Source organism: Halomonas sp. 25-S5 (genome assembly GCF_029889845.1).
GTDB lineage: Bacteria > Pseudomonadota > Gammaproteobacteria > Pseudomonadales > Halomonadaceae > Halomonas.
In genome coordinates, this window is record NZ_JARANV010000003.1 from 23,639 (window position 1) to 50,634 (window position 26,996).

Consider the following 26,996-nt stretch of genomic DNA (forward strand, 5'->3'; position numbering starts at 1 on the left):
TGTTTTTTGACCTATTGAAGGATGGCCCTGAGGCGGCAATTAGGGCATTATTTGAGGCTGCTAATGTTAAGCAAGCTTGCACTTGCGTAGCATTGGCACTGCGCCTCTGGCCAAGAGGCGCATCCCTGATATTCTTGCTTGCCCCTGGCGTCGTCCCGTCACCAGGGGCCTTCTTCTCTGCTAGATCTTGATGACCTTCACGCCGTAGTCGGCCGGATTGACGATGTCCTCCAGCTTGCCGATCTGTGCGAAGTCGCCACTGCCAAGCTCACTGCTGATGTTGGTTTCAGGAAAACGCAGGTTCTTGATCACCTTCACCTGGGTGGGCATGCCCTTGCCGTCGATCTCCATCACCCAAGCGAGGAAGCCTCCCGAGAACTTGGCCAGGCTGCCGATCGGGTAGAGCCCGTAGGCCTGGATGTACTCCACCAGCACCGTCTTGTCGTATGCCGTGGCGGCCTCATGGATCATGCGGTAGGCATCCAGCGGTGTGCGTGGTGGGATACCGTTACGGACGTGCATCAGCTTGTTGACCGCCTTGATCACCGATACCAGGCGCACTCGTTCCGAAAGCTGATCACCCCGCTTGCCAGCCGGGTAGCCGGTCCCATCCAGGCGCTCATTGGCATTCTCGATGATGTCGCGGCAGGTGGGGTTAGGCGTCCAGCCAAGTGCCTGCAGCTTGTGCTGTAGCGCGATCACATGGCCCTTAAGTATGTCTTTCTGCACCGGATTTATGTTGACCTTGAGCGACGGCAGCTGCGCGCTGATCAGTAGCGGCTTGCCCATGGTGTGCAGTAGCGCACCTAACACGGCTTCCCGCACGTGCGGGTCATGTGGATCACGGGCCAGCAACATGTCGGCCAGCTGACCGGCCACCTGTGTTGCATGACGCACCCAGTCCGGCTCGTCACGCAGGAAGGCCTGCGCATAGAGAAACGCCTTGCGGTCCTGTTCCACCAAATAGCGCAGGGTGTCGACGCAGTCGTAGAAGATTTCTTCGGGGAAGAGGTCACGGGTTTTCATGTACATCAGTCCCACCTGGAGCTGATGCGCCACGTCCGTGACACCACGCTCCATGGGCGACTGGCGGGCACGTTTCTCGCGCTCCTGAGCTTCGCGCTGCTGGATCTTCTTCTCCTTGGCTCCGGGAATGAACAGAGGAGCATGGTAGTCGAGCTTATCGTTGGCCCCGGTGCGATAGGCGGCCTCGCGCTCTGACTCACTCACGTAGTGGAACAGGGCCTCGGTCTGGGACGTACCCATGTTGATGAACTGGATACCTACCGCGGCGTAGCCATTATTGCCGAAGGGACGGATATGACGGATCTTGCCCTCGGCGAAGAAGCTGTCCCCGTTGGGAAACTCGATGGTGACCCCTGGGATCTCCTGGTCCACTCCGATGGAAATGCTTTCCGCCAGGTCGATGTCGACCATGCAGCCCCCCACCGAGAGGTTGCGCAGCCGTCCCGGCACATTCAGCTCGTGCAGGTAGACTTCGAGACTGACACGAGCCTGCATGCCAAGGACAAAGGGGATACGGATGGCCCCGCGCTGCTCGGCGACGAACACCGATTCCGGTAGCTGGCACTCCAGGCGATAGAGCGTGCTGTCGGTCTTGAGCAGCTTGGCGGCGACGTTGCTAAGGCTGTAGGTATCACGCTCCATGACCTGGTTGCCCTTCAGGGCCTCCAGATCGAAGCTGACGCCGCCGTCGGTCAGATACCGCTCGATATCCTGGCCGGTATACTCCACTTCCAGCACCAGGCGGCCACTGCTGAGATCGAGCTCGTGGACCACGGCCTTGAGCGGGTAGGCCATGCTCTTGGCATACAGGGAGATCTCATGAGTGTGCTGGAGCAGCGACCGAATCACGGCCGCTGAAGGGTTTTCGTACAGGGCGGGGAGGGCCATGTTGAGTGCCTGCGCATGCGATAGTCGTATTTATTGATATATCAACGAGACATATCTGTTCTATAGAAGTTGACTATATACCTCTTTGTTAGCAGGGCAACCATGCTGATGTGGCTCCTTGCCCATAGGGTCAGCGAGTGAGACGGAGAATACAGCCTGGGAACGTCCGCTTATCGGCCCTCCAGAGGGCTGGATTCAGGTCCCGGGAGACGGCAACATGCATAAGTGCAAACCCCATCCGCCGTTCCTCCCTGTGCGTGGTTGGGTAGTAGCCCGCCTCTAGCCAAGAGGCGCATCCTTGTAAGACCCTGCCTCCCCCCTGGTCTCGAGCTCCGAGATCAGGGGGGATCTCTTTGTGCAGGTAGCAAGCATCACGCTTCGGTGGCGGGCAGCCGGTCAGGCAGCTTCATGAGCGCATCCCACGGCATCGGCTTGGCAAAGAGATAGCCTTGCAGCAGGTCGCATTCCCTTTTCACCAGATCCTCTTGCTGCGCGCGCTCCTCGATACCCTCCGCTACCACCACTAGGTCCATGTGATGCGCCATGGTGATGATGCCCTGGACGATAGCGGCATTGCTGCGGCTGGTGAGGACGTCACGGATAAAGGCACGATCCAGCTTGATCTTGTGTATCGGCAGGTCGCGCAGGTAGCTGAGGCTGGAGAAGCCGGTGCCGAAGTCGTCGATGGCGACCGTGATGCTCATCCCGCGAAGGGTGTCGATCATCTCGATCGCCTGCTCGGCGCCGCCCAGCAGGATGCTTTCGGTCATCTCCAGCTCGAGGAGCTCGGGGGGGAGCCCTGTCTCGTCCAGGATGGCCTGCACCTCCTCGAGGAAGCCGTCACGGCGGAACTGCAGCGACGAGATATTGACTGCGACAGGGAACACTCGCTCTCCCTTGGCCCGCATGGTGGCAAGATGCTGGCAGGCCTGCCGCAGCACCCAGCGACCGAGGGGGATGATCTGCCCGGTCTGTTCGGCGATCGGGATGAAGACACCAGGCGACACCACGCCCTGTGTGGGGTGGTGCCAGCGGACGAGAGCCTCGAGGCTACGAATGTGCCCACTGACGGCATCGACAATGGGCTGGTAGTAGAGCTCGAACTGGTGCTCGCGCAGGGCGGTGTGGAGATCATGGCGCAGCAGCACGTGCTCGCCAGTGTCTTGCCTACCCTCCCCTTGGTACCACTGCCAGGTGTTACGCCCCTGGCGTTTCGCTACCTCCACGGCCAGGCCAGCATGCTGCAACAGCTCGAGGGGGTGCTGGACCACTTCATCGCTGCAGGCGATGCCGATGCTGGTACTGATGTGCAGAGCCTGGCCGTCGACCTCGAACGAATGTTCGAAGGCGGCGAGGACGCGCTCGGCCGCTGTGGCCACCTCTTCACGGTTTTCCAGATCCGGCATCAAGAAGGCGAACTCGTCTCCGGTGAGTCGAGTCAGGGTGTCGGAGGGACCGAGCAGCTGACGCAGACGCGCGACGATGGCGACTAGCAACTGGTTGCCGACCCGGTACCCCAGGCCATCATTGATGGTCTTGAAGCCGTCCAGGTCGAGGTGCATCACCGCCAAGAGGCGCCGGTCCTGTTGGCTCCACCGGTAGTCCTGCTCGAGACGGTCATCCAGGGCCGTGCGATTGGGCAGGCCGGTAAGCAGGTCGTGGGTGGCCTGGTAAGCGATCTTGGCCTCTTGGCGGCGCTCGCGGGTGATGTCCTCCTGGATGCCGATGAAGTGGGTGCAGTGACCAGCCTCGTCAGTGACAGGACTGATTGTCAGGTGATTCCAGAAAGGCGTGCCGTCCTTGCGGTAATTGAGCAGCGTGACCTGAGCATTGGTCTGCGCTTTCAGAGCATGGCGCAACGTCGCGATGGCCGTAGGGTCGGTCTTCTCCCCCTGCAAGAAGCGACAGTTCCGACCTAGCACCTCGTCCGGCTCGTAGCCTGTCAGCCGGCAGAACGCCTCGTTGGCATAGACGAGCGGCATATCGCTCCGGGTGGCATCCGCCATCAGCACGCCATTGGGACTGGCTTCGATGCCCCGTTGCAACAGGCGAAGAGCGGACTCCTGACGTTTGCGTTCGGTGATGTCGCGGCAGATGCCATAGACCCCGACGATCTCATCTTCGACGGTGACCGGGAAGTTGGTGATTTCGACGTGGTAGGGGTGGCCGTCGGCATGAATGCCGACAGTTTCGTAATGGCGCGACGCACCATTCTTGGCGGCATCGAAGGCTTCCTGAGTCAAATCACGATAGTCGGGATGGACGAACTCGTTGAAGTGACGACCCACTAGTTCCTCTTCCGAGTGGCCAGTGATGCTCTCTCGGGCGGCGTTGCCCCGCTGGAAACGGCCTTCCAGGTCAAACTCGTAAACCCCGTCAGGATGATTCACAAACAGCGAGCGGTGCCACTCAGCCAGCGTACGATGGTGGCGGCTGTCGCGGTCCTTGATTACCGCCAGAGCGATCAGGGCAGCGGCTTGGTGAAGCCGTCGCCGGCTCATCTCGCTGGGGGCGGTGGGTTCGCGGTAGTAGGTGCCGAACGTTCCCAGAAGCTCCCCCTGGGAGGTGAGCACGGGGCTGGACCAGCAAGCGTGCAACCCTTCGACAAGCGCCTCGCAGCGAAACGCCTCCCAGCGCCGGTCCGTCTGGATGTCTTCCGTGATGACCTGCCGGCGCCGATAGGCAGCCTCGCCGAAGGACGCCATCCCCTCCCCGATGGGGACATCCTGAAGCCGCTCGTAATAGGCCCGCGAGAAGCGTTGGCTGGGGGACAGACTGAGAGTGCAGCGTGCTGAATCGAAGCGCATGAAGGCCACGATAGCGCCAGGCAGTTGAATGCCGATCCAGCGGGCGATGGCGTCAAGCGTTCCTTCGAGCGGTGCCTGTTGAGCGATCAGTTCATGGATGTCCTGCTGCGCCTCCAGCAGGGTGAGGTCGTCGGTCACGCAAATGCCTCCTTTGGTCTTCCTCCTTGTAGTTGTTAGGAGGCCGATAAGTCCAGCGAATACTGAACAATCCAAGCAGGGTAGGCAAGCGAGCTATCGGCAGTCAATGAATAGCTCCCAACTGCTTGACGACCAATGAATCATCAATGAAAGAGCGGCTTTACTATCAAGCCCTAGCGTGGCCGTCATGCTTGAAGCACATATAAATAAAATGATCGTATTTTTTCCTAATCTAACGTCAATTGGGTATTATCGCCTTTCTCGGCTCCTGGGGCCTCTCCGGGCGCTCTTGTGGCATCATCTTCTTCCGTGCTCATTTCGCTAGGATATGGACCGCGCGACGGACGTTCCAGGGGGCATGTACGACATCCCCGTGAAACTGATTGAGAAGTCCGCTCGGTAGGAAGAGGCCGCCGCTACCAGCATGGCACGATAGCCCCTTTCCAGATTCAGCCAGAGCCCCGATGTTTCGCCACCCTGGTCCCCCCCTGATTCCACTCTCTGGAGCTAGCGCATGCCCAGCACCCATTACAGTGATGCGGAAATCGCCGCTGCACTCGAAGCCTGTGCCCGTGAACCAGTGCATATCCCTGGCGCTATCCAGCCGATGGGCTGTCTGGTAAGCCTGGACTCTGACATGAGCCAGATTCGCCAGGTGAGCGCCAATATCGAGAATTTCCTGGGTGTCAGCGTGGCGGATGCACTGTCCGGCGAGGCCAGGATGGTACTGGGCGATGAGTTGATGGATCTCCTGGCCACAGAACTAGTGAAGCAGGACAAATCAGCCACCGTTCTCACCGCCCAGCGCGAGGTGCAGGGAGAACGACGCCGCTATCATGTGGTGGCCTATCCCAGTGGCGACGACGCTTTCGTCGTGGAGCTGGAAGACCAGATGTGCCCGGAGGGGCATCGCCTGCTGGACAAGGTAAACGACTGGCTGGCCGAAGTGAGGCAAATCGACGACGCCGATACTCTCCTCGATGCCCTGACACAGTGGGTACAGGAGCTCACCGGCCACGAGCGGGTGATGGTCTATCGTTTCGATGAGCAGTGGAACGGCCAGGTGGTCGCCGAGACCCGTCTGGCCGCGGCGGAGAGCTTTCTCGATCACTACTTCCCGGCCAGTGACATTCCCGCCCAAGTACGCCGACTCTATGACATGAACAGGGTGCGCAGCATTCCCGACGCTTCGGCTCCGGCGATTCCTCTGGTGCCGCACGATGTCCCTGGCGAGGCAGCGCCACTGGATATGTCACAAGGGGTGCTGCGCGCCGTCGCACCGATTCACCAGGAGTACCTCACCAACATGGGCGTCGGTGCTTCGCTGTCGATAGCCATGCACGAGGGGGAGAAGCTCTGGGGCCTTCTGGCCTGTCATGGCCTGGAACCCAGGCCACTGGAGGCCGACCTGCGTGATGCACTGTGCGTCCTGGTACAGATCGCCATGTCACAGCTGAGGGTATTGCGCACTCAAGCTGACACCCGCCTGCTTCACGATATCCACGACAGCAACGAGATTCTCTCCGATGAGATGGGACGCCCTCTCGGGCCGGAGGGCATGATCCAGCGTCATGGTGCGCAATGGCTTGAGCTACTGGATGCCGCAGGCATTGCCCTCGTCACCGGGGAAGAGAGCTGTGGCCTGGGAACCCTGCCCGGCGAGGAGAATCTGGTCGCCATGGCCGGTTGGCTGAGCCGCCACCAGCAGCACGACACTCCCTGGCATACCCAGGCATTGGCAACGACCCCCCTGGCGCCATGGCAGGAGGGCGATCTCTGCGGCTTGCTCGCCGTAGCGCTGCCGACCGAGTCGAACCATTGGCTGATGCTGTTTCGCCGCGAACAGCGACACAGCAGGCGCTGGGCTGGTAAGCCCGAGGATACCCCCATGATGCGGGATGGCAAGCTGGTTCTGACGCCACGCAGGTCCTTTGCCCAGTGGCAGGATGAAGTCAGGGGGGTTAGCCGGGCCTGGCGCGACATAGAGTGCCGTGCCTTCGGGGACCTCGCCAAGACCCTGGCCGTCTTGACTTCCAGCCATGAGATCGCCCAGCTCAACGAAAAGCTTCATCATGCCAACCGCAAGCTCAAGAGCCTGGCCTACAGTGACGGCCTGACCGGCACCTGGAACCGCTACCGCATGGAGCAGGCGATCGACGCTGAGCTCAATGCCGCCGAACGTCACAACCGTCCCTTCGCCGTGCTGCTGTTCGATATCGATCACTTCAAGTGCTTCAACGATACCCACGGGCATGAGGCCGGCGATGAGGTGTTGGTGGCGCTATGCAGTGTCCTGCAGGGCATCCTGCGCCCCACCGACAACCTGGGCCGCTGGGGCGGCGAGGAGTTCATCGTGCTGGTCAGTGACTGCGACGCGGTCGGCGGCATGCATCTCGCCGAACGGCTCAGGCAGAGCACCGCGGCACTAGACCTGGGCAATCTGGGCAGCGTGACCATCAGCATTGGCGTGGCTGCCTGGCGCCCCGGCGAAAGCCTGAAAACCTTGATCGCCCGAGCCGACCAGGCGATGTACCGGGCCAAGGAAAGTGGCCGTAACCGGGTGATAGCCGAAGCGGCGAGTATCACATCGCCTCCCCCTTGATTCGAATCATGACAAACCCCGTCCAGCATTCATGCATGCAAACGGTCATCCATCAACGGATCGGTGACCCTTGGTATGACCACTCGTTCAATGTACCGTCATGGCCGTCACTTCGATTATGAAAGAACAGGATAATGGCCCTTCTTTTGTTGTCGTTTTGCAGCCCTGGTGCCATGTCTTCCAGACTGGATTCTTTATGTAAAGAAAAACAAGGATTGTTTATGAAAGGTGCACCAACCGTGCTGAGCTGATGAATCCGGCTGAATCGTCCGATCTTGGCCGGCAAAAGCTGCCCTGCCCACCTAATATCTGGTAGGCAGGATTGCATACTTTAATCTTCTGTTCTTACCAGCCAGCTCTCTACGGTATCGGCACCGAATTCTTCTTTCCACGCTTTCAGCGTCTTCTGGTTACCGCCACGGGTCTCGACAACCTCACCCGTGTTCGGGTTCTTGTAGATCTTCAGCTTGCGCTTGGCACGGCCTGTGCTTTTTGTGCTGTTTGAGGTCTTGTTGGCAGTAGGCGTCGGGTTGAGCAGACTGATGACGTCGGCTGCCGACTTGTCGAACTCCCGCATCAGGGCTTCAAGGTGGTTCTTGAAGTCCAGCTCAGCTTTCATCCGGTCGTCATTCTTCAGCTTATCCAGCTCCTCCTGAAGCTGCTTGAGCTGCTGTTCTTTTTCCACGTACGTATTGAGTAGGGACATTGCGGCTCCTGACGTTGCTATGAGTGGCGCGTGTAATATGGGACAGTCGTCAGAAATATTCAATTGATTATCTCGCCTAACAATCCATAAATATAATTAATTTCTTTTTGAACACATGGCGAGCGTGCCATTCTGTGCTGACCAGAGGTGCCATTAGTTCATGTCTTGGTAATACTGGTCCCATGGCCAGAATTGGGAATGTCGGGGGAGGAGGCATGACATTGCTGGTATTCGTAGCCGGTCTGATGCTGCTGATCCTCGGTGCAGAGGGGCTAGTGAGGGGCGCTTCGCGGCTAGCCACCCGCGACGGCATGTCGCCACTGATCATCGGCCTGACGGTGGTGGCCTTCGGCACCAGCTCGCCGGAGCTGGCCGTGAGCCTCAAGGCGGCCCTCGATGACCAGGCGGGCATCGCCATGGGCAACGTGGTGGGCAGCAACATCTTCAACGTGCTATTCATCCTGGGCGTCTCGGCGCTGATCGTCCCGCTGGCGGTGGCGCAGCAGCTGATCCGTTTCGACATCCCGTTGATGGTGGGGCTGTCCCTGGCCGTGCTACTGCTGGCCATGAACGGTAGCGTCGGGCGCCTCGACGGTGGGCTGCTGGTCGCTGGTCTGGGCGCCTACCTGGTGTTCCTGTTTCTCCAGAACGCCAAGGCGCCCTCGGCGGAGGCGGCGCCGGACGGCGAATCGGCCCCCGCCTCCCTGGGCATCAACCTGCTCTACGTGGGGGGAGGCCTGGCCATGCTGGTGCTGGGCTCGCGCTGGCTGGTGGACGGAGCGGTGAGCTTCGCCCAGTCGCTGGGCATCAGTGAGCAGGTGATCGGCCTGACCATCATCGCCGCCGGCACCTCGCTGCCCGAGGTGGTGACCTCGATCATCGCCGCGCTGCGCGGCGAGCGGGATATTGCCGTGGGCAACGTGGTGGGCAGCAACGTCTTCAATATCCTCGGCGTGCTGGGGCTCACGGGCTTGCTAGCCCCCTCGGGCATCGCCGTTTCCGACGCCATGCTGGGGTTCGATATCCCGGTGATGATCGTCGTTGCCCTGGCCTGCCTGCCGATCTGCTTCACTGGCGGGGTGATCAACCGCTGGGAAGGTGGCGTGCTGCTGGCCTACTATCTGGCCTACACCCTCTACCTGATCCTGGCGGCTACTCAGCATGACGCTCTGCAGGCTTTCAGCGCCAGCCTGATCTATTTCGCCCTGCCCCTGACGGCGCTGACACTGGTCATGCTGGCGATGCAGGATCATCGTAGAAGAAGGCGGCCATGATCTGTGACCAAAGCTGTGACCGTTCAGGGCCAACGGTCAATCAGCAAAGCCGCATATGGGTGGGCTCCAGTGAAAGGTGGTCACAGCGTGGTCACAGGATGGTCACAGGCACAAAAAAGGACCTACGGCATCACCGTAAGTCCTTGAATTCGTGGCGCGCCCGGCAGGATTCGAACCTGCGACCCTCGGCTTCGGAGGCCGATACTCTATCCAGCTGAGCTACGGGCGCACGTGCCTGGCGGTGGGTGCCAGGCGGTCGACATCGTAACCGCCAGCCCAGCCGCTGTCTAGGAGACTGTCGGACTTAACGCTGATCTACTGCGAGAACCGGTCGGTCAAACCCGACAGGCTCCTGGCGGCCATCCCGCTCGCCCCCGGCCATGGTATGAACCGGGACATTTTCCAGGCGTTGGCGATGCCGGTATACTGGCAAGCACTTATGCGCCATGGCGTCCACCGACTGACGTGATGCCGAGCGTGTTTCCGATGACAGGACCGTCGAGAGGTGGTGAGAGTGAAATCCAGCAAGCTGATCATGGGGTGTCTGGCCACCCTGGGCCTGATGACTGCAGGTATCGCCGTGGCACAGGACGACGCGGAGCGCGCGGCCATCGCAGAGCGCCTGGCACCCGTCGGGGAGCTCTGCGTGCAGGGCGAGGACTGTGGCACCGCCATGGCAGCCAGCAGCGGTGGCGGTGACACCTCGAGTGGAGGCAGCAGCGTGGATGGCGAGGGCATCTACAACAATGTCTGCATGGCCTGCCACGAGACTGGCGCCGCCGGCGCCCCGGTGCGCGGCGACGAGGCCGCCTGGAGCGAGCGCACCGGCAAGGGCTTCGAGACCCTGCTGAGCCATGCCATCAACGGCTTCAACGCCATGCCGGCCAAGGGCGGCAACCCCAACCTTTCCGACGAGGAGATGCGTGCCGCGGTGGCCTATGTGGTCAAGCCGGTGATGGATGTGCCCACCCAGGAGACTGGTGGCAGTGACACCGGCGACATGGCCGCTAATGGCGAGAATGCCGGTGGTGGCAGTAGCGAAAGTACTAGTGGCGAGAGTGCCAGCGACGAGGCCGCCACCGCCGGCATCGACGGCGCGGCGATCTACAACCAGATCTGTATGGCCTGCCACGAGACCGGCGCTGCCGGTGCCCCGGTGCGCGGCAATGCCGAGCAGTGGAGCGCTCGCCTGGAGCAGAGCACCGACACGCTCTACAGCCATGCCATCAATGGCTTCAACGCCATGCCCGCCAAGGGCGGTAACCCGAGCCTCTCCGATGACGAGGTGAAGGCGGCGGTCGATCACCTGATTGCCCCCGTCAAGTAGCAACGGCTGTCGGTTTCCATGACAAGCGGGGCGCCTTCAGGCGCCCCGCTTTGTGTATGGCGACTACTTTCAAGCCGGAGATAGCGACCCTATCGCGCAGCAAGCTGCGCTCCCACAAGTCCTCGCCGCAGCCCGCAGCGGGATCATCCCAGCAAGGAGCGCAGCCCGGCGATGGCGTCCTGGCCGCGTGCCTGCTTTTTCTCCGGGTCCTCGCGGTCGGCGCGGCCCTCCCACTCGAGCTCGCCCAGCTCGTCGAGGAAGCGGCTGGGCGTGCAGTCCATCAGCTCGCCATAGGTCTTGCGCTGACGGGCCAGCGTCAGGGTCAGGGTGCGGCGCGCCCGGGTGATGCCCACGTAGGCCAGGCGACGCTCCTCCTCCACGGTGCCCGCCTCGATGGCGTTGCGGTGGGGCAGCAGCGCCTCCTCCAGGCCCATCAGGTAGACGTGAGGGAACTCCAGGCCCTTGGAGGCGTGCATGGTCAGCAGCTGGACCCGGTCGGAGTCGTCCTCCTCGGCCTGCTGCTCGAGGATGTCGCGCAGCACCAGCCGCGAGATGGCCGCCTCGACGTCGTCGGTCTCGGTCTCCGTGCTCGCCGTGTCCTCGGGGTCACGATTCATGGACTTCTCGAGCTGGTCGACCAGCACCCAGACGTTGGCCATGCGCCGCTCGGCGATGGTCGGGGCGCTGGCGTTCTGATAGAGCCAGGCCTCGTAGTCCATCTCGTGCAGCATGCCGCGGATGGCATCGATGGCGTCGCCCTGGTCCATGCGCCGCCGCACCCCGTCGATGAAGTGGGTAAACCTGCCTAGCCGCTCCACGGCGCGCACCGGCAGTTGCTGCTCCAGGCCCAGCTCGTGGCAGGCGGCGAACAACGAGATGCTCCTGTCGCTTGCGTAGTTGGCGAGCTTCTCCAGGGTACCGGGACCGATCTCGCGGCGCGGCACATTGACGATGCGCAGGAAGGCGTTGTCGTCGGCCGGGTTGATCAGCAACCGCAGGTAGGCCATGGCGTCCTTGATCTCGTTGCGCGAGAAGAAGGAGGTGCCGCCGGAGAGCTTGTAGGGGATCTGGTAGTGCTGCAGCTTGAGTTCCAGCAGCCGGGCCTGGAAGTTGCCGCGGTAGAGCACCGCGAAGTCGCGCCACTCGGCGGATTCCTTGATGCGCCGGGTGAGGATCTCGCTGGCCACGCGCTCGGCCTCGGCCTCCTCGTGGCGGTTGACCACCGCGCGGATCGCCGCTCCTTCGCCCATCTGCGACCACAGGGTCTTGTCGTAGACGTGAGGGTTATTGGCGATCAGCGTGTTGGCGGCGCGCAGGATGGTGCCGGTGGAGCGGTAGTTCTGCTCCAGCTTGATCACCTTGAGGCGCGGGAAGTCCTCGCCCAGGGTCACCAGGTTCTCGGGGCGCGCACCCCGCCAGGCGTAGATCGACTGGTCGTCGTCGCCGACCACGGTGAAGGTCGACCGCTCGCCCATCAGCAGCTTCACCAGCAGGTACTGGCTGATGTTGGTGTCCTGGTATTCGTCCACCAGCATGTAGTGGATCTTGCGGCGCCAGCGGGCCAGCGCCTCGGGATCGTCGCGCAACAGCACCACCGGCAGCAGGATCAGGTCGTCGAAGTCCACGGCGTTGTAGGCCTTGAGGTGGCGCACGTAGGCCTCGAAGACCCGGGCGGCATACTGCTCGTCGTCGTCCGCGGCATGGGAGAGGGCCTGGCCGGGCAGGATCAGGTCATTCTTCCACTGGGAGATCTGGTGCTGCACGGCGTTGATCTGATCGGCGTCGACCTGGGCGTCCTTGTTCATCAGGTCGCGCAGCAGCGCCTTGGCATCCTCCGGGTCGAACAGCGAGAAGCCCGGCCGGTAGCCCAGCGCCTTGAGCTCACTGCGGATGATGTTGAGCCCCAGGGTATGGAAGGTGGAGACGGTCAGCCCGTGCCCCTCCTTGCCCTTGAGCATGCTGCCCACGCGCTCCTTCATCTCCCGGGCGGCCTTGTTGGTGAAGGTCACTGCGGCGATGCGCCGGGCGCTCATGCCGCACTCCTGCACCAGATAGGCGATCTTGGTGGTGATCACGCTGGTCTTGCCGGAGCCCGCCCCGGCCAGCACCAGGCAGGGGCCGTCGATGTAGCGCACGGCCTGTTGCTGGCGGGGATTGAGGCCGGCGAGCCGGCTGGCGATGGTCGGTGACATCAGCGGCTCCTCGCAGGCTCGGGGTCGTCGCGTTCCGGCAAGCCGGACCCCGGGAGGCCGGACCCCGGAAGGCCGGCCCCCGGGAGGCCGGACCCCACGAAGCCCAGCTGGCGCCAGGCTTCAAAGACCACCACCGCACAGGCGTTGGAGAGGTTCAGGCTGCGGCTCTCCGCCAGCATGGGAATGCGCAGCCGCCGGGGTTCGGGCAGGGCATCGAGCAGCGCCTGAGGCAGGCCACGGGTCTCGGGGCCGAACACCAGGGCATCCCCTTCGCGATAGGCCGGTGCATCATAGCCGGTGCGCCCGCGGGTCGAGACGGCGAAGACCCGCGCAGGAAGCACGGCCGCCAGGAAGGCCGCCCAGTCGGCATGGACCCTGACTCGCGCCCACTCGTGGTAGTCGAGCCCGGCGCGCCGCAGGCGCTTGTCGTCCAGCACGAAGCCCAGCGGCTCGATCAGGTGCAGGCGGAACCCGGTGTTCGCGCAGAGGCGGATCAGGTTGCCGGTGTTGGGGGGAATCTCGGGCTGGTAGAGCACCACATCGAGCATCAACGACTCCTGATATGAAGGGCGCGCAACGCACTCGGGCCCCGCACGGGGCCCGAGGGACGACCGGCAGGCGCCGGCAGTATGCCGTGTGACGCTCAGCCGCCGCCCACGCCATAGCGAGCGCGGTAGGCGCGGATCGCCTCGGCATGGGGCTGCATCGCCTCGCCGGCGTGTTCTTCGAGGTACTCGAGCACCAGGTCCAGGGTGACGATGCTGACCACCGGCATGTCGTAGGCGGCCTCGACCTCCTGAATGGCGCTGCGCGGGTCGTTCTCGTCGCGGCCGCGCTCCTGGCGATCCAGGGCGATCAGCACGCCGGCCGCCCGGGCGCCCGCACCCTCGATCAGGCCCATCACCTCGCGGATGGCGGTGCCGGCAGTGATGACATCGTCGATGATCAGGATCCGTCCCTCGAGCGCGGCCCCGACGATGTTGCCTCCCTCGCCGTGGTCCTTGGCTTCCTTGCGATTGAACGCATAGGGCAGGTCACGGTCATGGTGGTCGGCGAGCGCCACGGCGGTGGTGGCCGCCAGCGGGATACCCTTGTAGGCCGGACCGAACAGCACATCGACCTCGAGGCCGCTGGCCTGGATGGCCCGGGCATAGAAGCGCCCCAATCGCGCCAGGGCGCCACCGGTACGGAACAGGCCGGCGTTGAAGAAATAGGGACTGACCCGGCCGGACTTCAGGGTGAACTCGCCGAAGCTCAACACGCCTTGCTCGATGGCGAATTCGATGAACTCCCGCTGGTAGTCGTGCATGCGCTGCGCGTCGGGCTGGTCCGCCACAGGGCCTCCTCTTCACGGTCAAGGGCCTACTATTTCACGATCAAGGGCCTATATCACATCTATCGACCGGGGCCATTTACCCAAACGTCGAAACGTCGGGTATCATACACGCGCGACGCAAAAGGGACCATGTATGAAAATCGCCACCATCAATGTCAACGGCATCCGCGAGGCCGTCGGTCGAGGCTTCCTCGACTGGCTGGCCGGCCAGGACGCCGACGTCGTCTGCGTGCAGAACCTCAAGGCCAAGAGCTTCGAGCTGGACGACAGCATCCTCTACCCGGAAGGCTACGAGGGCTACTTCCTCGATGCCGAGCAGGACGGCTTCTCGGGGGTCGGCCTCTATTGCCGCAAGATCCCCAAGGCGATCATGTACGGGCTGGGCTTTCCCCAGTGCGACCATGAGGCGCGCTTCCTGCAGGCCGACTACGACCGCTTCAGCATCGCCAGCTTCCTGATGCCCGACGGCAGCGACGTTGCCGCCAAGCAGGCCTTCATGGCCCAGTACCAGGAGTACCTGTCGAAGATGGCCCGCAAGCGGCGCGAGTACATCATCTGCGGCACCTGGCACATCGCTCACAAGACCCTCGACCTGGAAAACTGGGCCGACAACCAGACCACGCCCGGCTTCAAGCCCGAGGAGCGCGCTTGGATGGACCAGATGTTTGGCCCCACCGGCTTCATCGACACCTTCCGCGAGATCAACCGTGACGCCGGCGAGTACACCTGGTGGCCCAAGCTCGACCAGGAGGTGCCGCGCTCCCGCCAGGAGGGCTGGCGCATCGACTATCAGGTGGTGGGCCCCGAGTTCCGTCGCCACGTGGTGGACGCCTGGATCGACTACGATGCCACTTTCTCCGAGTTCGCCCCGCTGATCGTCGAGTATGACCTGACGCTCTGAGCCCGCTCCCTACGTCGCCGTTCCGGCCCACCGGAACGCACCGTGCCGGCCTACGTGGCCGGCACGATGCGTTAAGGAGGATGAACAGGATCAGCGGGGGATGCCCAACGCCTCGCGCTGGTGCTCGAACAGCTCGTTGCCGGCCTTCTCGGCCAGGTCGAGCATGGCGTCGAGCTGGGCGCGGCTGAAGGTGCCGGCCTCGGCGGTGCCCTGCACCTCGATCAGTCCGCCCGCCTCGGCCATCACCACGTTCATGTCGGTATCGGCGCTGGAGTCCTCGGGGTAGTCCAGGTCGACCACCGGCAGTCCCTTGAACAGCCCCACCGAGACCGAGCTCACCAGCTGGTGGAAGGGATCGCCCTTGATCAGCTTCTCGCGCTGCAGGTGGCGGATGGCATCGATCAGCGCCACGCAACCACCGGTGATGGCGGCGGTGCGGGTGCCGCCATCGGCCTGGATGACGTCGCAGTCCACGGTGATGGTGAACTCGCCGAGCTTCTTGAGGTTCACCGCCGCCCGCAGCGAGCGACCGATCAGCCGCTGGATCTCCAGGGTACGGCCGCCCTGCTTGCCGCGGGTCGCCTCGCGGCTGCCGCGGGTGTGGGTGGCCCGCGGCAGCATGCCGTACTCGGCGGTCACCCAGCCCTGCTTCTTGCCACGCAGCCAGCGCGGCACGCCGACCTCGACGCTGGCGTTGCACAGCACCTTGGTGTCGCCGAACTCCACCAGCACCGAGCCCTCGGCATGGCGGGTATAGTCGCGGGTGAGACGGATCTCGCGGGACTGGTCGGGGGCGCGTCCGCTGGGACGCCGGATCTGTGAAGACATGGCACCTCTCTTGAACCGGAAATGAAAGGGTGACGGGACGTCACGCTGAAGGATGGCGGCCATTCTACACGCTCTGGTCTACACGGTCTGGCCGGGGAATCGGTTACACTGCGGGCCCCTGCACACCACGCGTCATCGGGAGGCTCCATGGCCCACAGCATGACCGCCTTTTCACGCCAGGATCGCGACACCGCGGCCGGCAGCCTGCAGCTCGAGCTGCGCTCGGTGAACCAGCGCCACTTAGAGCCCCACTTCCGCCTGCCGGAGGCGCTGCGCGACCTGGAGCCGATGTTCCGCGAGGCGCTGCGCGCGCGCCTGGCCCGGGGCAAGGTCGAATGCACCCTGCGCTTCGAGCCCGCCGGCGACGAGGCCGCCCCGACCGTCGACCGCCAGCGCCTGGCGGCGCTGGCCACGGCCCTGGAGGAGGTCCGCGAAAGTGTCCCCGGAACGGCCATGCCCGATGCCCTGAGCCTGCTCGGCCACCCCGGCGTGCTGGACAGTCGCGGTCCCGACATGGCGGCCGTCAAGCAGGAGGCGCTGGCGCTGTTCCAGGCCGCCCTGGACGACCTGGTCGCCGGCCGCGCCCGGGAGGGTGAGAAGCTCGCCGCGCTGATCCGCGAGCGGATCACAGCGGTGAACGCCCAGGTGGCCGAGGTGCGACAACTGATGCCCCTGATCCTCGAGCGCCAGCGGGCCCAGCTGCTGGAGCGCCTGGAAACGATGCGTGCCGAACTGGACCCTCAGCGACTGGAAGCCGAGCTGGTGCTGCTGGCTCAGAAGGCCGACGTCGACGAGGAGCTCGACCGCCTGGCCACCCATGTCGCCGAGGTGGAGCGCCAGCTCGGCCAGCCGGGCCCGGTGGGGCGTCGCCTGGACTTCCTGATGCAGGAGCTCAACCGCGAGGCCAACACCCTGTCATCCAAGTCGGTGGTGGCCGCCACCACCCGCTGCGCCGTGGAGCTCAAGGTGCTGATCGAGCAAATGCGCGAGCAGATCCAGAATATCGAGTGATGTCCTCTCCTCAGCGTCAGTTTCACGCGCGGCCGGCTCATCGCAGATCAGGACGTGATCGCGGATGCGAACGTCGGTGCGGGTGTGGGTGGGGCACTGCGCGCTCAGGCTCAGCGTGAGTGGTTTGGGTTTGCTGCGTACGGTCATGGACAAGACTCCTTTTCAGGCTCGTCAGCAAAATCTGTGGGCGAAATCCGGTTCAGGTAGATCGCCGAGGGCATGAGTTATTGTCAAATCTGGTATATGACCATCAGGCAGCGTTCTTGTCAGATTGAGGTTGCGCAGGGTGAAGATAACCCCGGGCTGCAGGCCCTTATCGGGGCGGGCCGGCACGACGGTATGCAGGCCGTTGGGGAGTCGGCTCAGGTCGCCGTTCTCCTTCATGTAGCCCAGCAGGTCCATGCGGAACTCGTTCAGGCCCAGATCGGTGATCACCATGCGGTTCTCGACGCGCTCCTTATCGCAGGGCTCACTCCTTTGCCCCTCTCCCCACTGAGTGCGGGTGAGGAGTGTCCTCGTGTAGCTTTCCGAGGCGATCGAGGTCGGCGTTGAGACGTTCACAGTGTTGTGCCAACTGCTCGCGAAGCGACTCTCGGGCATGTCATCGCAGTACGCGGGCCTCATCGTCATCCATGGAGGTGCCATCGCCATGGAAGTAGTGGATGCCGCCCTCGGCATCGATCTCGAGCCGGACCGGGAGTGATTCCCCCTGTGACAGCCGCGCATCCAGGGCAGCCGCGGAAATGGAGCCCGTGTTGCCACCGCTGGTGCCACCGCTAAAGCCGGACGCACGCCGGTTTCGGCCATTGAGCTTCTGCCGATAGGCCAGTCCGGTACCGGGAATACCGGCATGGCCATGCACGCCGCTCGGTCCCACGCTGAGGCTGGCACCGCGTGGACCCACCGAGAGGCCCAGGCCCCGCTTGCTCAGATTCAGCCGGATTCCCGGTGCGAGCATGATACGACGTCGAAAGCGAAAGCCCACGGCAGCCTCTCAAGACGGTAGATGCAGACAGCTCAACAGTGTAGCGAGTTCAGAAGGCCGAAGGCAGGTATCCCCTTTGCGCCGCCGAGCCTGGAAGCTCTTTTTGAATCCGTGGCTCAAAGGCGACATCATTCCTCGCTCTCTCGTCGGTGATCTGCAAGGTGAGGGTCTGCCACTCATCGTGGCCGATGCCTGGGATGCCCAGGGGGACGTAAACACGATCGTCTAGGATGAAGTCATCGAGCGGCAGTTAGCGGAGTTGCGAGGTATCTTCCAGAGTGTCAGTGGCGGCGTTGTAGACCGCGCACAGCTCGGTGTCGTGGAAGCGATTTAACACTTGGGCTGGGGTGAATCTCCAGCGGATGCTTTCGATTCCCGGCGGTTGCCGGGGGCTTAGGCATGCTGCGGGAGATTGAGACGGGTATCGAGGGCAAAAGGCTCTTCTAAAACGACTTCAAACAACACTTGGGCTAGAGTCGGGCTCATCACGATATTTTGGCTGTGCCGTGACACGGTAGACGGCACGATGATGAAGGGGTGTAGATCCAAAAGTGAATCCCCATACGTTTGTTGCCCCTGTCCCGGCGACCCCGGGATCAGCCAGTTTGGATTCGGCAACGACGCTGGCGTTACTACATGCACCTGAGATGTGTCGAGGATGCGCAAGCACAGGAGCACATGCGGGACGGTATCCAGGGACTTGAACCCCTTGTGCGCAGCGACCTCCAGAATGGCCGTAGCCGGGTCAATCGATCCGTACACTGCAGGCTTGCCCTTCGAGTTCCAGCGACCGCCGCCCAACTCGGCACCGATACCGCTGTCCCAGGTCTCAATGTGACGCTTACGCTCCAGTCGCCACAAATGGATATCACCGGCTGGCGCGTTGTCAACCATCAGGTGTAGACCCCGTAGTCCATGCGGGTCAGGAAATCATCAACAAGCTCGTAGCCCACTTGGGTAGTGATCAGGTCAATCGGCTTGCGCCCTTCCAGCCCCATGGCCGGCGTGTTCATCCAACGCTGGGCTTCCTCGCGATCGCCGAAGACATCCTCCGCCTTGGTGAGGATCTTGGCCAGCCGCCAGGTCCGGCTGCTTTGCTCCGCAGTGAGCGGCGCTGGGTTCTTCACGCGGCGATACAGGGTTCGCTCGGAGATGCCGATCACCTTGAGGGTCATTTCCTTGTTGTAGTGCGTAGTGAGCGACTCGACGAAGTAGATGATATCTTGAGACGGCAAGCCTTTCTCGATCATTTCGTGGATCTCGAAAGCCGTGTGCGTATTGGTGGCTCGGCCGCCCGACAATCGCTTCAGCGTCCGCTCCAGGATGTTGAGCTCTTGTTCTTCATGTTTGTCGGCGACAGTCATGGTGTTGCCCTCCTGTCTCTGCCATTTGACACAAATATAGCGCCACAGGGCGGGCGCGTCGAGCTTGCCCGACTCGTTTTCTAGGCTTGATGAGCCAGGCCCTGTGCTTGTGGCGTATCAATCGGGGCGAGCCCCAGCCTCGGCGCTGCCGACAGGACTTTATGTCGCTGCAGACACATCTGCGCTATACTTGTGTCTATAGACACAGATCGGGAGATGGGAGCCATGGCGGTCCTGGAAGCTCAAGCCCAAGACAAGGCGAAATGCGCAGCCGGCCTAAAGGCCGCCGTCGCCATCCTCGAAAAGTGGGGGGCCACTGGCGAGCAGACCACAGCGATCCTGCGCGTCTCCCGCAGCACCTATGCCCGGGCCAAACGTCGCGATCCTGAATGGCGGGTCAGCTTGGATGAAGACCAGCTCACGCGGATCAGCCTGATACTGAATATCCATGCCGCTCTGCGGGTGATTTTTGACAACCCCGAGAACATCTATGGCTTTATGGCAATGGCCAACCATAACGCCTACTTCAATGGCCGCTCACCCCTGTCGATCATTGCTAACGGCGGGATTCTCGAGCTCTATGAGGTATTCCAGCGCATCGACAGCTTGCGGGGCGCTCAGTGGTGAGACGTGGGGATCTACCGTGCCTGCCGCCCAGTGCTTGCCAAGGGTATCGGCTGGCGAACTCCAAATACCCGCCGATCGAATTGTTCGATGACGTCTCAAGTGCCGAAGAGTTCGAGATGCTCTACCAAATCCAGGCGATAACGAACCCTCGGCTGAAGGCCGAAGTGGGTGAGATTGGGCTTATACCGACCACTGAAATCCCATTTGGGATTCCAGGCTGCTCCTATGCCACTGCGCCCTTCACCCATCTGGCTCAGGAGGGCTCTCGGTTCAGCCATGGTCGGTACGGGGTGCTCTATATCGCCGACAAAATAGAAACGGCCTTAGCTGAAGTTCGGCATCATCAGGAGGCCTATTGGCGGAACCTGCCGGATCTGAGCTATGACCGCTTCGTCTTCCGTGGCCTACTGTGCCACTTCAATGAAGACGGGTTGATAGATTGCCTGACGGTCCCAAAAGAAGACCCCATCTATGCCCCTGATGACTATCACGCCTCCCGAGAGCTGGGAGAGGCCGCAAAGGCTGCCAACGCCCCAGGGCTTCGCTATCACTCTGTGCGACACCCCGGGGCTGTCTGTTGGGGGCTGATGACTCCCAGACCCGTAACGTCCATCGTCCAGACTGCTCACTACGAGATGGTCTGGAATGGGTCAATCTCCGGAATAAGCCGCCTCTCCTATCCGTGACAGGCACGCTTGTCTTATGAACGAATACAACTATACGATAGCTAAACCGATGCACTAGTCGAACCCGCCAGCATCGTCGTTGGTGATGAACATCAGGCAGTCGATAAACACCATAAACTGGTCATTAATGTCATCTGCCAATATATTTCTTCTATTCATTCCCATTTATCAATTGACTGTGAGAATCAACGAGGACGCCACTGGACGGCAATGAAGATCGCCCCAAAGATGGATAAAGTCTGGCCGATCGAAAGCTTTTGAAGATTCACGACGTCACCGATTGCAGTATCTGTGCCAGGGCTAATCAGTAGCAGATAAAGGCCTATCGCCATACAAGTGATGCCAAGGACGCCCAGCACAAAGTTTTCCGGCTTGCCGGCATGAGAAGAGTGCGCAGTAGATGCCTGCTCAGCCATGGACTGAACTTTCTGTGACGCAGTCTGCCCGGATGGCAGACCTACTTTCCCTGTAGTGTTGACAAAGGGGGCGCCATTGAGTGTCTCTATCTGGCCAATGTCGACAGTCGGTGCCTTCAAGCTGAAAGCCTTGAGAGCTTTCTTTTCATTGTCAGCACGTGTTCTCACCTCCACCAGTTCGCCTGTTGTTTTATCACGGTATTCAAATAAAAAGACCCGCATATATTCTCCATAGATCGATTTTCAATTATTCGCTAAAGCTTACGGGTCGACTGGCGCCACTCCCACCGTCTTCCCTGCCCCTACTTCATACCCGCTGACCAGCACATAGCGGCTGCCGCGGCGGTGGCTGGCCCATTTGCCGCGGTAGAAGCGCTCGTCGCGCAGCTGCCGCCAGTAGGGCGATACCGTGTGTGGGGCGGTCATGGCAACCCGCAACTCCCTGTCCTCGCGGTCGACGCCGACCTGGGCGAAGGGGATGCCCTTTCTGCCCTCGGGGTGCTTGTTCTTCATCCAGACGGGCACGCCGCTCGACAGCGCCTCGGGATAGGCGGAGAGGTACATGCCCAAGGAGAGCACGTAGCGCACCACCTCGCGCAGGATCATGCCCTCCTCGTCCGCCAGCGGCTGGGCCCGCCCGCCGGCATACGCGATGGCCTCGCGGTTGATGAAATCGGTGATCTGGCTGTGCTTGAAGGCGCCGCGCAGCATGGTGGGGTTGAGGCTCGGCTTGTCGTCCAGCGGGTTGTGGATGGCGACGATCAGCCAGGGATCGCCGATGCCCTTCATGTCCACGCCGTGCGGATTGCCGTGTGCCTTCAGAAAGGTTTCGTAGCGGCTGGGCAGCTCGGTCGAGTCCACCCAGGCGACCAGGGCACCGTCGACCTGATGGCCATGGAACGTCTGCTTCGCCGGGAACGACAGCGTGCTGAACTCCCAGGGCCACGACCAGGCATCGCCCTGAACCTTGCTGAGCTGCACCGTCTGCAGCCATTCAGACAGCGACGGCTCCGGCACCACCACCCTGCCCTCGCGGCCGTGGTGCCACTCCAGCATCAGGATCTCGCCATTGATGGAATGCACCATCTGCTCGTCGTGCACCATTTCACGAAAGATCTCGGCCTCGACCTTGGGCTTCTTTGGCAAGCCCAACATCTTCATCACCGACCGGACATATCGTCGGGTGAAGCTCGGGTAGTGGCGGTAAGTGGCCTGTGTCATGCGCAGCTCGTCGATCGTCTCGCCCCATCAGCACGCAGGCGGTCAGGTGGCCTGTGTCATGCGCGGCTCGTCGAGGGGGCTCATGCCTTCGCCACCTTCACGGCCGTGCCGGTAGCCACCAGGAACAGCATCGACTTGCCGCCGCCGGAGATCTCGCTGTAGTCGAGGTCGATGCCGATCACCGCATTGGCGCCCATCTCCCCCGCTTCTCGACGCAGCTCGTCCAGGCAGGCCACCCGCGCGTCACGCAGGGCGTCCTGGGACGACTTGTTGCGGCCACCGAAGAAGTCCCGGAAGCCGGCGAACATGTCCTTGAGGATGTTCATCCCGAACACACACTCGGCGGAAACGATATCGATGTGCTCGGTGACGCGGTAGCCCTCGAGGTGCGAGGAGGTGGTGAGGATCACGCGGTCCGACATGTGGGGGCTCCTTTCGAAGTTACGTTACCTGATCCGGTCGAGCAAAAACTGCTGACCCGACCGAAAACACATGACTAGCATGGCGGTTTTAAAGCCATGTGCAAGGCTCATCCCCCCGAGAAACTTCACAGCGCCTCCCCCCGTGGCCTGCGGTGTCCCACTCCATGAAGCGGATAACACTTCACTGGAACTGACGCGCATCTCCTGGCGCGGCCACACAGGAGCAAGCGAAACAGCCAAGTTTGACTACTCTTGTCAGCGAGTTTGGCTGAAACAAACCGGACCACTGATTGAATCATTGGAATCTTACCACCATAATTGGCGCCAATACTCACCAAGGCAAGGTACCCCATGTCAATTCTCAGCATCTACTTGCAGAAAGAACAGCAGCTCAAGCAGCTTCAGGAAGAGCTGGACAAGCTGAAGAACGACGAGCGCCTCAAGACCGAGCTGGACTTCAAGCACCACCTCGAGACGCTGATGCGCGAATTCGACAAGTCCGCGGCAGATGTCATCAAGCTGCTGGACCCCACCCAAGGGGCTGGCCAGGGCTCCAGCACTGCCAAGGGCTCGGGTCGTGCCAAGCGCAAGCTGAAAATCTACCAGAACCCCAACACCGGCGAAACCGTCGAGACCCGTGGCGGCAACCAGAAGACACTGAAAGCGTGAAAGGAAGAATATGGTGCCGAAACCGTCGAGGGGTGGCTAGTGAGGACTGAAGACTAACTGCCCGCGGCCCTTCCTGCCACCTCTGGTAGGAAGGGCTGCTGTCGGCGAAAAGCGGACTTTTAAAAAATTCTGATGTAACGGTAAGCATACCTAATAAAATTTAGCTTTATTCTGATTCCGAGGTCAACCTCTGATAGGGCCACCCCTTCCTCTCCATCTGAGGAGAACTATGTCATGAAAGCTTCAGCAACAGCAACGCAATGAGATTTTGTTATTCAATTTTCTAGGCTCGGCCGTTATCAGTAAAAACCTATTAAATAATTAATAAAGGAAAGTTATTAAATCATAAATCATGCCAAGAAGCTAACTTTGGATTTAACGAATGGTAGCAACCGCTTTCGAGACGGCTCAAAATAACACCCGTTCGTCTCGAAATTTTGTTATTCCACTCTTCAGTAGGGATGCGAGGCCGTGGGTATTTAAGATAAACAACCACCTGCAATGCTTGCTGAAAAGATACGTTTTTTAAATCCTCACCAAAATGGGCTCTTAAGCCGCTAATTCCTACAAATTCAGTTCCATAAAATGCGATTGCAAGATAAGCGGAAGCAATTGACGCCTTGCTTGCGCGGCGAGAAATCATGATTGCCAGCATTTGCTCTCTAAATTTGCGAAACATAGTTCGCTCGTATCGGCCTGTAACCACGCGAGCAAACTGCTGCTCTATTGTGCTTGCGCCACCACGGGGTTGATTTTTTTTAATTCTAGCCAAAAACATCCTACCTATCGCTATCGGATCAACTCCTGGATGAAAATTGCTTCGGTGATCTTCGGCAATGACGAGCGCCTCAATAATAACACCGGGAATTATTTCGCTGTTCTCCACTACAGACAAGCAGCTATCAAGGTCCTCACGCATCTTTTTCGTCATGAAAACTTCTAGAGGCAAGGAAGCAAACAGAAGCGGGAGCGATAGAGTCCAAAGAACAAATCTCAAAACTCGTTCCTTTGCCATGTAACGCTACCATCTTGTTTAGCGACCATAGAGCTGAAGCAACCAGTCATTTTTTCTTTGGAACTGAGCGTAAGTTCATAGAAATTAGTTGACTCTCTTCCATGACCATCTTCAGTGACATGTAATACAATTCGATCTTTAGAGAAATAATTTTTTTCAATATAGCCTACTACCAATCCTCTAGTTCTATTTTTCCCTTCGTATTCCCTTTCTCCAGTAGAAGAATTTTCGTACACCTTCTCAACTGTTCCCTCAATGCGACTTCCTTCGCGCCAGAGCATAGCCACGTATCGCAAAACCATATCTTTATAGGGGTTATATGCAGAATTTACCGTTTGCATTTCAAAGTACCATCGCCCGGTTACATCAGGAAGGGGAAATATTACCTCTCTTAACCAAAAGAAAAGAAGAGTGAGAATCCCACCACCAGTAACAGTAGCCAGAATACTGTACAAAAAATTTAACCAAAATTGCTCCGCGGTCATACCCCCTCCATTTTTTCTGCCTTACTGAACAAATTTAGCTTAAAAAACTAGTAAAAATCAATGGTATTCCATATCTCAAATGCTGATTAAATGTTTTTTCTTATCAAATTTTACAAATAATAGGATGAATAATAAAAAGCCGTAAATGTTCTTCCAAAAAGTCCGTTTTGGGTTGGTAGCTGTCTTTGATCACACGCTAATACTCTATCGGTAGCACTTCGCTCGATTTTCCTCAAAGACAACGTGTTGTTCGTCGTCATCACGATTTCACCCTGACCAACTCTTCCCACCGCGTCGTATACCTCGGCGTCCTCCGATTACACCTTAGCGCCCAGGCGTTGCCTTGTCTCGGTAAACCTAGCCTGACGGCATCGCGGCCCAACTCGCGGTTCAGCTTGTCCACCGTGACCATCAACCGCTGGCTGCGCTGGCGGTCGTAATCGCTCTGCGGGGTCTCGTCGAGGGAGAGCTGGCGGTTGCTGTCGGCGCTGAGGTCGAGCAGCATCACGCCGGCCTTCTGGTAGCGGTAGCCTGCAAGGAAGATCGCCTGCAGGCCTTGAGCGGCGGCCTGGGCGATCTCGCGGGTGTCGTCGGTGGGCCGTGCCAGCGGCACCACCACGCTGTTCCGGTATTGCGGCTGGTCGAGCTGGAAGGGGTTGGTGCGCACGAACACCATCACCGCGCTGGTGACGCTGCCCTGGCGACGAAGCTCTCGTCGATGGAGTAGACCTCGACATGGCCACTGGCTTCCTTGCTGGTCACACCTTGAGATTAGCCAAGGGATAGGGCATGAGCTGAGACGCTACTTCAAAATACGCAAAATCCGCAGAAGGCTCACAAGCGAGACGCCCGCCAGCAGGGCGACGGCGCCGGCGAAGGCCATGCCGGCCGTCGCCAGGCCGAAGGCGCGCGCCGCCAGCCCGATGCCCACCACCGGAATCGACAGGGCGAGGTAGGCGACGATGAAGAAGGTCGCGGTGACGCTGCCTCGCTGATTAGCGGGACTGGCCTGCACGACGGCTCCCAGGCCGGCACGAAAGGCCATGCCCTGGCCGAGACCGCCGATCAGCGCGCCAAGCATGAAGAGCGCCAGGGACGCCATCCCGATGCCGACACCCACCAACGAGGCACCGAGGATCACCCCGACGCAACCCAGCGGCAGCCGCCAGGAGGCCGGGAAGCGCTCTTGCAGGAGCTGCCCGAGGGTCGAGGCGAAGAACACCGAGCCTGCCACCAGCCCGGCAAGCGCCAGGTTGTCGTGGCCGAGCACGCCAATCATGAAGGCCGGTGCGGTGGCGGAGAAGAAGCCCAGCAGGGCAAAGCCCGCGAAGCCGGCGATCGCCGCCGGCAGGAAGATCGCGCGGACCTCCTGTGGCACCTGCAGCCGCTGCAGCCGGAGGCTCGGCCGCGCCGGCCGAATTACGGTCTCCGGCGCCTTGAGCACCATCAGTATCGCGAGCGCGGCCAGCACCAGATGCACCCCGTAGGCCAGGTGCAGCGGCCAGGGCAGGGTCTCGACCAGCAGGCCGGCGAGGATCGGCCCCAGCCCCAGGCCGCCCATGTTGACCGCGGTGGCCACGAAGGCCGCGCGTCGCGGCCAGGCCGAGGGGGCCAGCTCCATCACCGCCACCGTGGCGGTCGCGGTGAAGATGCCGGCGGACACCCCCGAAATGAAGCGACCGACCAGCAGGCTCGATAGGCCGTCGCTGGACAGGAAGATCAGGTCGCTGATCACCGCCGCCGCCAGCCCGGCGCCCAGCATCGGGCGACGCCCGAGCTGATCCGACCAGCGCCCGGTGGTCACCAGAGCCCCCATGACTCCCAGTGCATAGAAGGCGAAGATCACCGTGATGGTCAGCTGGGAGAAACCGAAGCGCGCCTGATAGATCGGGTACAGGGGCGTGGGCAGGGTGGTGCCCAGCATGGTGATCAGAAAGGTCAGTGCTATCCCCAGGAAGGGCAGCGCCGATTCCGGGGCGCGGCGATCGCCGGCAGTGGTCATGGTCTCTCCTTGGATGAACAGGATCGGCGCCACTTCAGGCAGACACCGGCGCCACGCGTCCCCGCCAG

The 26,996-nt window shown here is 61.1% G+C and carries 26 protein-coding genes and 1 tRNA gene; 8 read left to right on the plus strand and 19 right to left on the minus strand.

Annotated elements, in window-relative coordinates:
* Positions 1 to 180 precede the first annotated feature (180 nt).
* Both OP498_RS03325 and OP498_RS03330 read right to left on the minus strand, forming a co-directional pair.
* Positions 181 to 1,875: an HD domain-containing phosphohydrolase gene (locus OP498_RS03325; protein ID WP_348533472.1), complete on the minus strand. Its 1,695-nt coding sequence runs from the start codon at positions 1,873 to 1,875 to the stop codon at positions 181 to 183.
* A 410-nt stretch (positions 1,876 to 2,285) separates the two neighbouring features.
* Positions 2,286 to 4,859, minus strand: a complete 2,574-nt coding sequence (locus OP498_RS03330; RefSeq protein ID WP_280552527.1) for an EAL domain-containing protein — start codon at positions 4,857 to 4,859, stop codon at positions 2,286 to 2,288.
* A gap of 514 nt (positions 4,860 to 5,373) precedes the next feature.
* Here OP498_RS03330 and OP498_RS03335 point away from each other — a divergent pair.
* Positions 5,374 to 7,461, plus strand: coding sequence for a diguanylate cyclase (locus OP498_RS03335; RefSeq protein WP_280552529.1), 2,088 nt, complete (start codon positions 5,374 to 5,376; stop codon positions 7,459 to 7,461).
* Between the two features lie 331 nt (positions 7,462 to 7,792).
* On the opposite strand, the gene OP498_RS03340 is transcribed toward OP498_RS03335, so the two are convergent.
* Complete coding sequence (locus tag OP498_RS03340; protein ID WP_280552531.1) at positions 7,793 to 8,167, minus strand: histone-like nucleoid-structuring protein, MvaT/MvaU family; 375 nt, start codon at positions 8,165 to 8,167, stop codon at positions 7,793 to 7,795.
* Positions 8,168 to 8,382: 215 nt separating this feature from the next.
* Here OP498_RS03340 and OP498_RS03345 point away from each other — a divergent pair, with 215 nt between their 5' ends.
* A complete protein-coding gene (locus tag OP498_RS03345) occupies positions 8,383 to 9,441 on the plus strand; it encodes a calcium/sodium antiporter (protein WP_280552533.1) in 1,059 nt (352 codons plus the stop codon).
* Positions 9,442 to 9,593: 152 nt separating this feature from the next.
* Here OP498_RS03345 and OP498_RS03350 read toward each other — a convergent pair.
* Positions 9,594 to 9,670 (minus strand) — tRNA-Arg (locus tag OP498_RS03350).
* A 285-nt stretch (positions 9,671 to 9,955) separates the two neighbouring features.
* Here OP498_RS03350 and OP498_RS03355 point away from each other — a divergent pair.
* Positions 9,956 to 10,768: a c-type cytochrome gene (locus OP498_RS03355; protein ID WP_280552535.1), complete on the plus strand. Its 813-nt coding sequence runs from the start codon at positions 9,956 to 9,958 to the stop codon at positions 10,766 to 10,768.
* A gap of 143 nt (positions 10,769 to 10,911) precedes the next feature.
* Here the strand turns inward: OP498_RS03355 and rep are convergent, their stop codons facing one another.
* The 3 genes from rep to pyrE form a co-directional block, all read right to left on the minus strand.
* A complete protein-coding gene (rep, locus tag OP498_RS03360) occupies positions 10,912 to 12,960 on the minus strand; it encodes a DNA helicase Rep (protein ID WP_280552539.1) in 2,049 nt (682 codons plus the stop codon).
* Complete coding sequence (trmL, locus tag OP498_RS03365) at positions 12,960 to 13,508, minus strand: tRNA (uridine(34)/cytosine(34)/5-carboxymethylaminomethyluridine(34)-2'-O)-methyltransferase TrmL (protein ID WP_280552542.1); 549 nt, start codon at positions 13,506 to 13,508, stop codon at positions 12,960 to 12,962. Before trmL ends, rep begins: the two co-directional genes overlap by 1 nt.
* A 95-nt stretch (positions 13,509 to 13,603) precedes the next feature.
* Positions 13,604 to 14,269 carry an orotate phosphoribosyltransferase gene (pyrE, locus tag OP498_RS03370; RefSeq protein ID WP_280552720.1) on the minus strand — a complete coding sequence of 222 codons (666 nt, stop codon included), beginning with the start codon at positions 14,267 to 14,269 and terminating at the stop codon, positions 13,604 to 13,606.
* Between the two features lie 160 nt (positions 14,270 to 14,429).
* Between pyrE and OP498_RS03375 the strand changes: the two genes are divergently transcribed.
* Positions 14,430 to 15,197 (plus strand): exodeoxyribonuclease III, encoded by a 768-nt coding sequence (locus tag OP498_RS03375; RefSeq protein ID WP_280549965.1) that lies wholly within the window; start codon positions 14,430 to 14,432, stop codon positions 15,195 to 15,197.
* A gap of 90 nt (positions 15,198 to 15,287) precedes the next feature.
* Here OP498_RS03375 and rph read toward each other — a convergent pair whose 3' ends face one another.
* Entirely contained in the window at positions 15,288 to 16,025 is a 738-nt protein-coding gene (rph, locus tag OP498_RS03380; RefSeq protein WP_280549963.1) for a ribonuclease PH, read from the minus strand.
* A 147-nt stretch (positions 16,026 to 16,172) separates the two neighbouring features.
* On the opposite strand from rph, the gene OP498_RS03385 reads away from it, so the two are divergent.
* On the plus strand, positions 16,173 to 17,036 hold the full coding sequence (locus OP498_RS03385) for a YicC/YloC family endoribonuclease (protein ID WP_280552544.1): 864 nt from the start codon (positions 16,173 to 16,175) through the stop codon (positions 17,034 to 17,036).
* 171 nt (positions 17,037 to 17,207) lie between these two features.
* Here the strand turns inward: OP498_RS03385 and OP498_RS03390 are convergent, their stop codons facing one another.
* From OP498_RS03390 to OP498_RS03405, 4 genes are all read right to left on the minus strand, one after another.
* Complete coding sequence (locus tag OP498_RS03390; protein ID WP_280552546.1) at positions 17,208 to 17,474, minus strand: hypothetical protein; 267 nt, start codon at positions 17,472 to 17,474, stop codon at positions 17,208 to 17,210.
* Positions 17,475 to 17,637: 163 nt separating this feature from the next.
* The gene (locus OP498_RS03395) at positions 17,638 to 18,021 is read right to left on the minus strand and encodes a DUF4236 domain-containing protein (protein WP_280552549.1); all 384 of its coding nucleotides are present in this window, start codon (positions 18,019 to 18,021) and stop codon (positions 17,638 to 17,640) included.
* Between the two features lie 393 nt (positions 18,022 to 18,414).
* Positions 18,415 to 18,915, minus strand: coding sequence for an RES domain-containing protein (locus tag OP498_RS03400; protein WP_280547299.1), 501 nt, complete (start codon positions 18,913 to 18,915; stop codon positions 18,415 to 18,417).
* A complete protein-coding gene (locus OP498_RS03405) occupies positions 18,915 to 19,385 on the minus strand; it encodes an antitoxin Xre/MbcA/ParS toxin-binding domain-containing protein (protein ID WP_280552551.1) in 471 nt (156 codons plus the stop codon). Before OP498_RS03405 ends, OP498_RS03400 begins: the two co-directional genes overlap by 1 nt.
* 225 nt (positions 19,386 to 19,610) lie before the next feature.
* Between OP498_RS03405 and OP498_RS03410 the strand changes: the two genes are divergently transcribed.
* Together OP498_RS03410 and OP498_RS03415 are read left to right on the plus strand one after the other, a co-directional pair.
* Entirely contained in the window at positions 19,611 to 20,012 is a 402-nt protein-coding gene (locus tag OP498_RS03410; RefSeq protein WP_280547296.1) for an antitoxin Xre-like helix-turn-helix domain-containing protein, read from the plus strand.
* A 116-nt stretch (positions 20,013 to 20,128) separates the two neighbouring features.
* Positions 20,129 to 20,698, plus strand: a complete 570-nt coding sequence (locus OP498_RS03415; protein ID WP_280552552.1) for an RES family NAD+ phosphorylase — start codon at positions 20,129 to 20,131, stop codon at positions 20,696 to 20,698.
* A 185-nt stretch (positions 20,699 to 20,883) separates the two neighbouring features.
* Here OP498_RS03415 and OP498_RS03420 read toward each other — a convergent pair whose 3' ends face one another.
* The 3 genes from OP498_RS03420 to OP498_RS03430 form a co-directional block, all read right to left on the minus strand.
* Positions 20,884 to 21,336 (minus strand): hypothetical protein, encoded by a 453-nt coding sequence (locus tag OP498_RS03420; RefSeq protein ID WP_280552553.1) that lies wholly within the window; start codon positions 21,334 to 21,336, stop codon positions 20,884 to 20,886.
* A 39-nt stretch (positions 21,337 to 21,375) separates the two neighbouring features.
* The gene (locus tag OP498_RS03425) at positions 21,376 to 22,335 is read right to left on the minus strand and encodes a hypothetical protein (RefSeq protein WP_280552554.1); all 960 of its coding nucleotides are present in this window, start codon (positions 22,333 to 22,335) and stop codon (positions 21,376 to 21,378) included.
* A gap of 80 nt (positions 22,336 to 22,415) precedes the next feature.
* Positions 22,416 to 22,757 carry a YbjQ family protein gene (locus tag OP498_RS03430; RefSeq protein WP_280547291.1) on the minus strand — a complete coding sequence of 114 codons (342 nt, stop codon included), beginning with the start codon at positions 22,755 to 22,757 and terminating at the stop codon, positions 22,416 to 22,418.
* A gap of 351 nt (positions 22,758 to 23,108) precedes the next feature.
* Between OP498_RS03430 and OP498_RS03435 the strand changes: the two genes are divergently transcribed.
* On the plus strand, positions 23,109 to 23,426 hold the full coding sequence (locus tag OP498_RS03435; protein ID WP_280552555.1) for a histone-like nucleoid-structuring protein, MvaT/MvaU family: 318 nt from the start codon (positions 23,109 to 23,111) through the stop codon (positions 23,424 to 23,426).
* A 343-nt stretch (positions 23,427 to 23,769) separates the two neighbouring features.
* On the opposite strand, the gene OP498_RS03440 is transcribed toward OP498_RS03435, so the two are convergent.
* From OP498_RS03440 to OP498_RS03455, 4 genes are all read right to left on the minus strand, one after another.
* On the minus strand, positions 23,770 to 24,357 hold the full coding sequence (locus OP498_RS03440) for a biosynthetic peptidoglycan transglycosylase (protein WP_280552556.1): 588 nt from the start codon (positions 24,355 to 24,357) through the stop codon (positions 23,770 to 23,772).
* 62 nt (positions 24,358 to 24,419) lie between these two features.
* Complete coding sequence (locus OP498_RS03445; protein ID WP_280552557.1) at positions 24,420 to 24,926, minus strand: hypothetical protein; 507 nt, start codon at positions 24,924 to 24,926, stop codon at positions 24,420 to 24,422.
* A 259-nt stretch (positions 24,927 to 25,185) separates the two neighbouring features.
* Positions 25,186 to 25,710: a DUF4113 domain-containing protein gene (locus tag OP498_RS03450; protein WP_348533473.1), complete on the minus strand. Its 525-nt coding sequence runs from the start codon at positions 25,708 to 25,710 to the stop codon at positions 25,186 to 25,188.
* Between the two features lie 18 nt (positions 25,711 to 25,728).
* Positions 25,729 to 26,928, minus strand: a complete 1,200-nt coding sequence (locus tag OP498_RS03455; RefSeq protein WP_280552558.1) for an MFS transporter — start codon at positions 26,926 to 26,928, stop codon at positions 25,729 to 25,731.
* Positions 26,929 to 26,996: the final 68 nt, after the last annotated feature.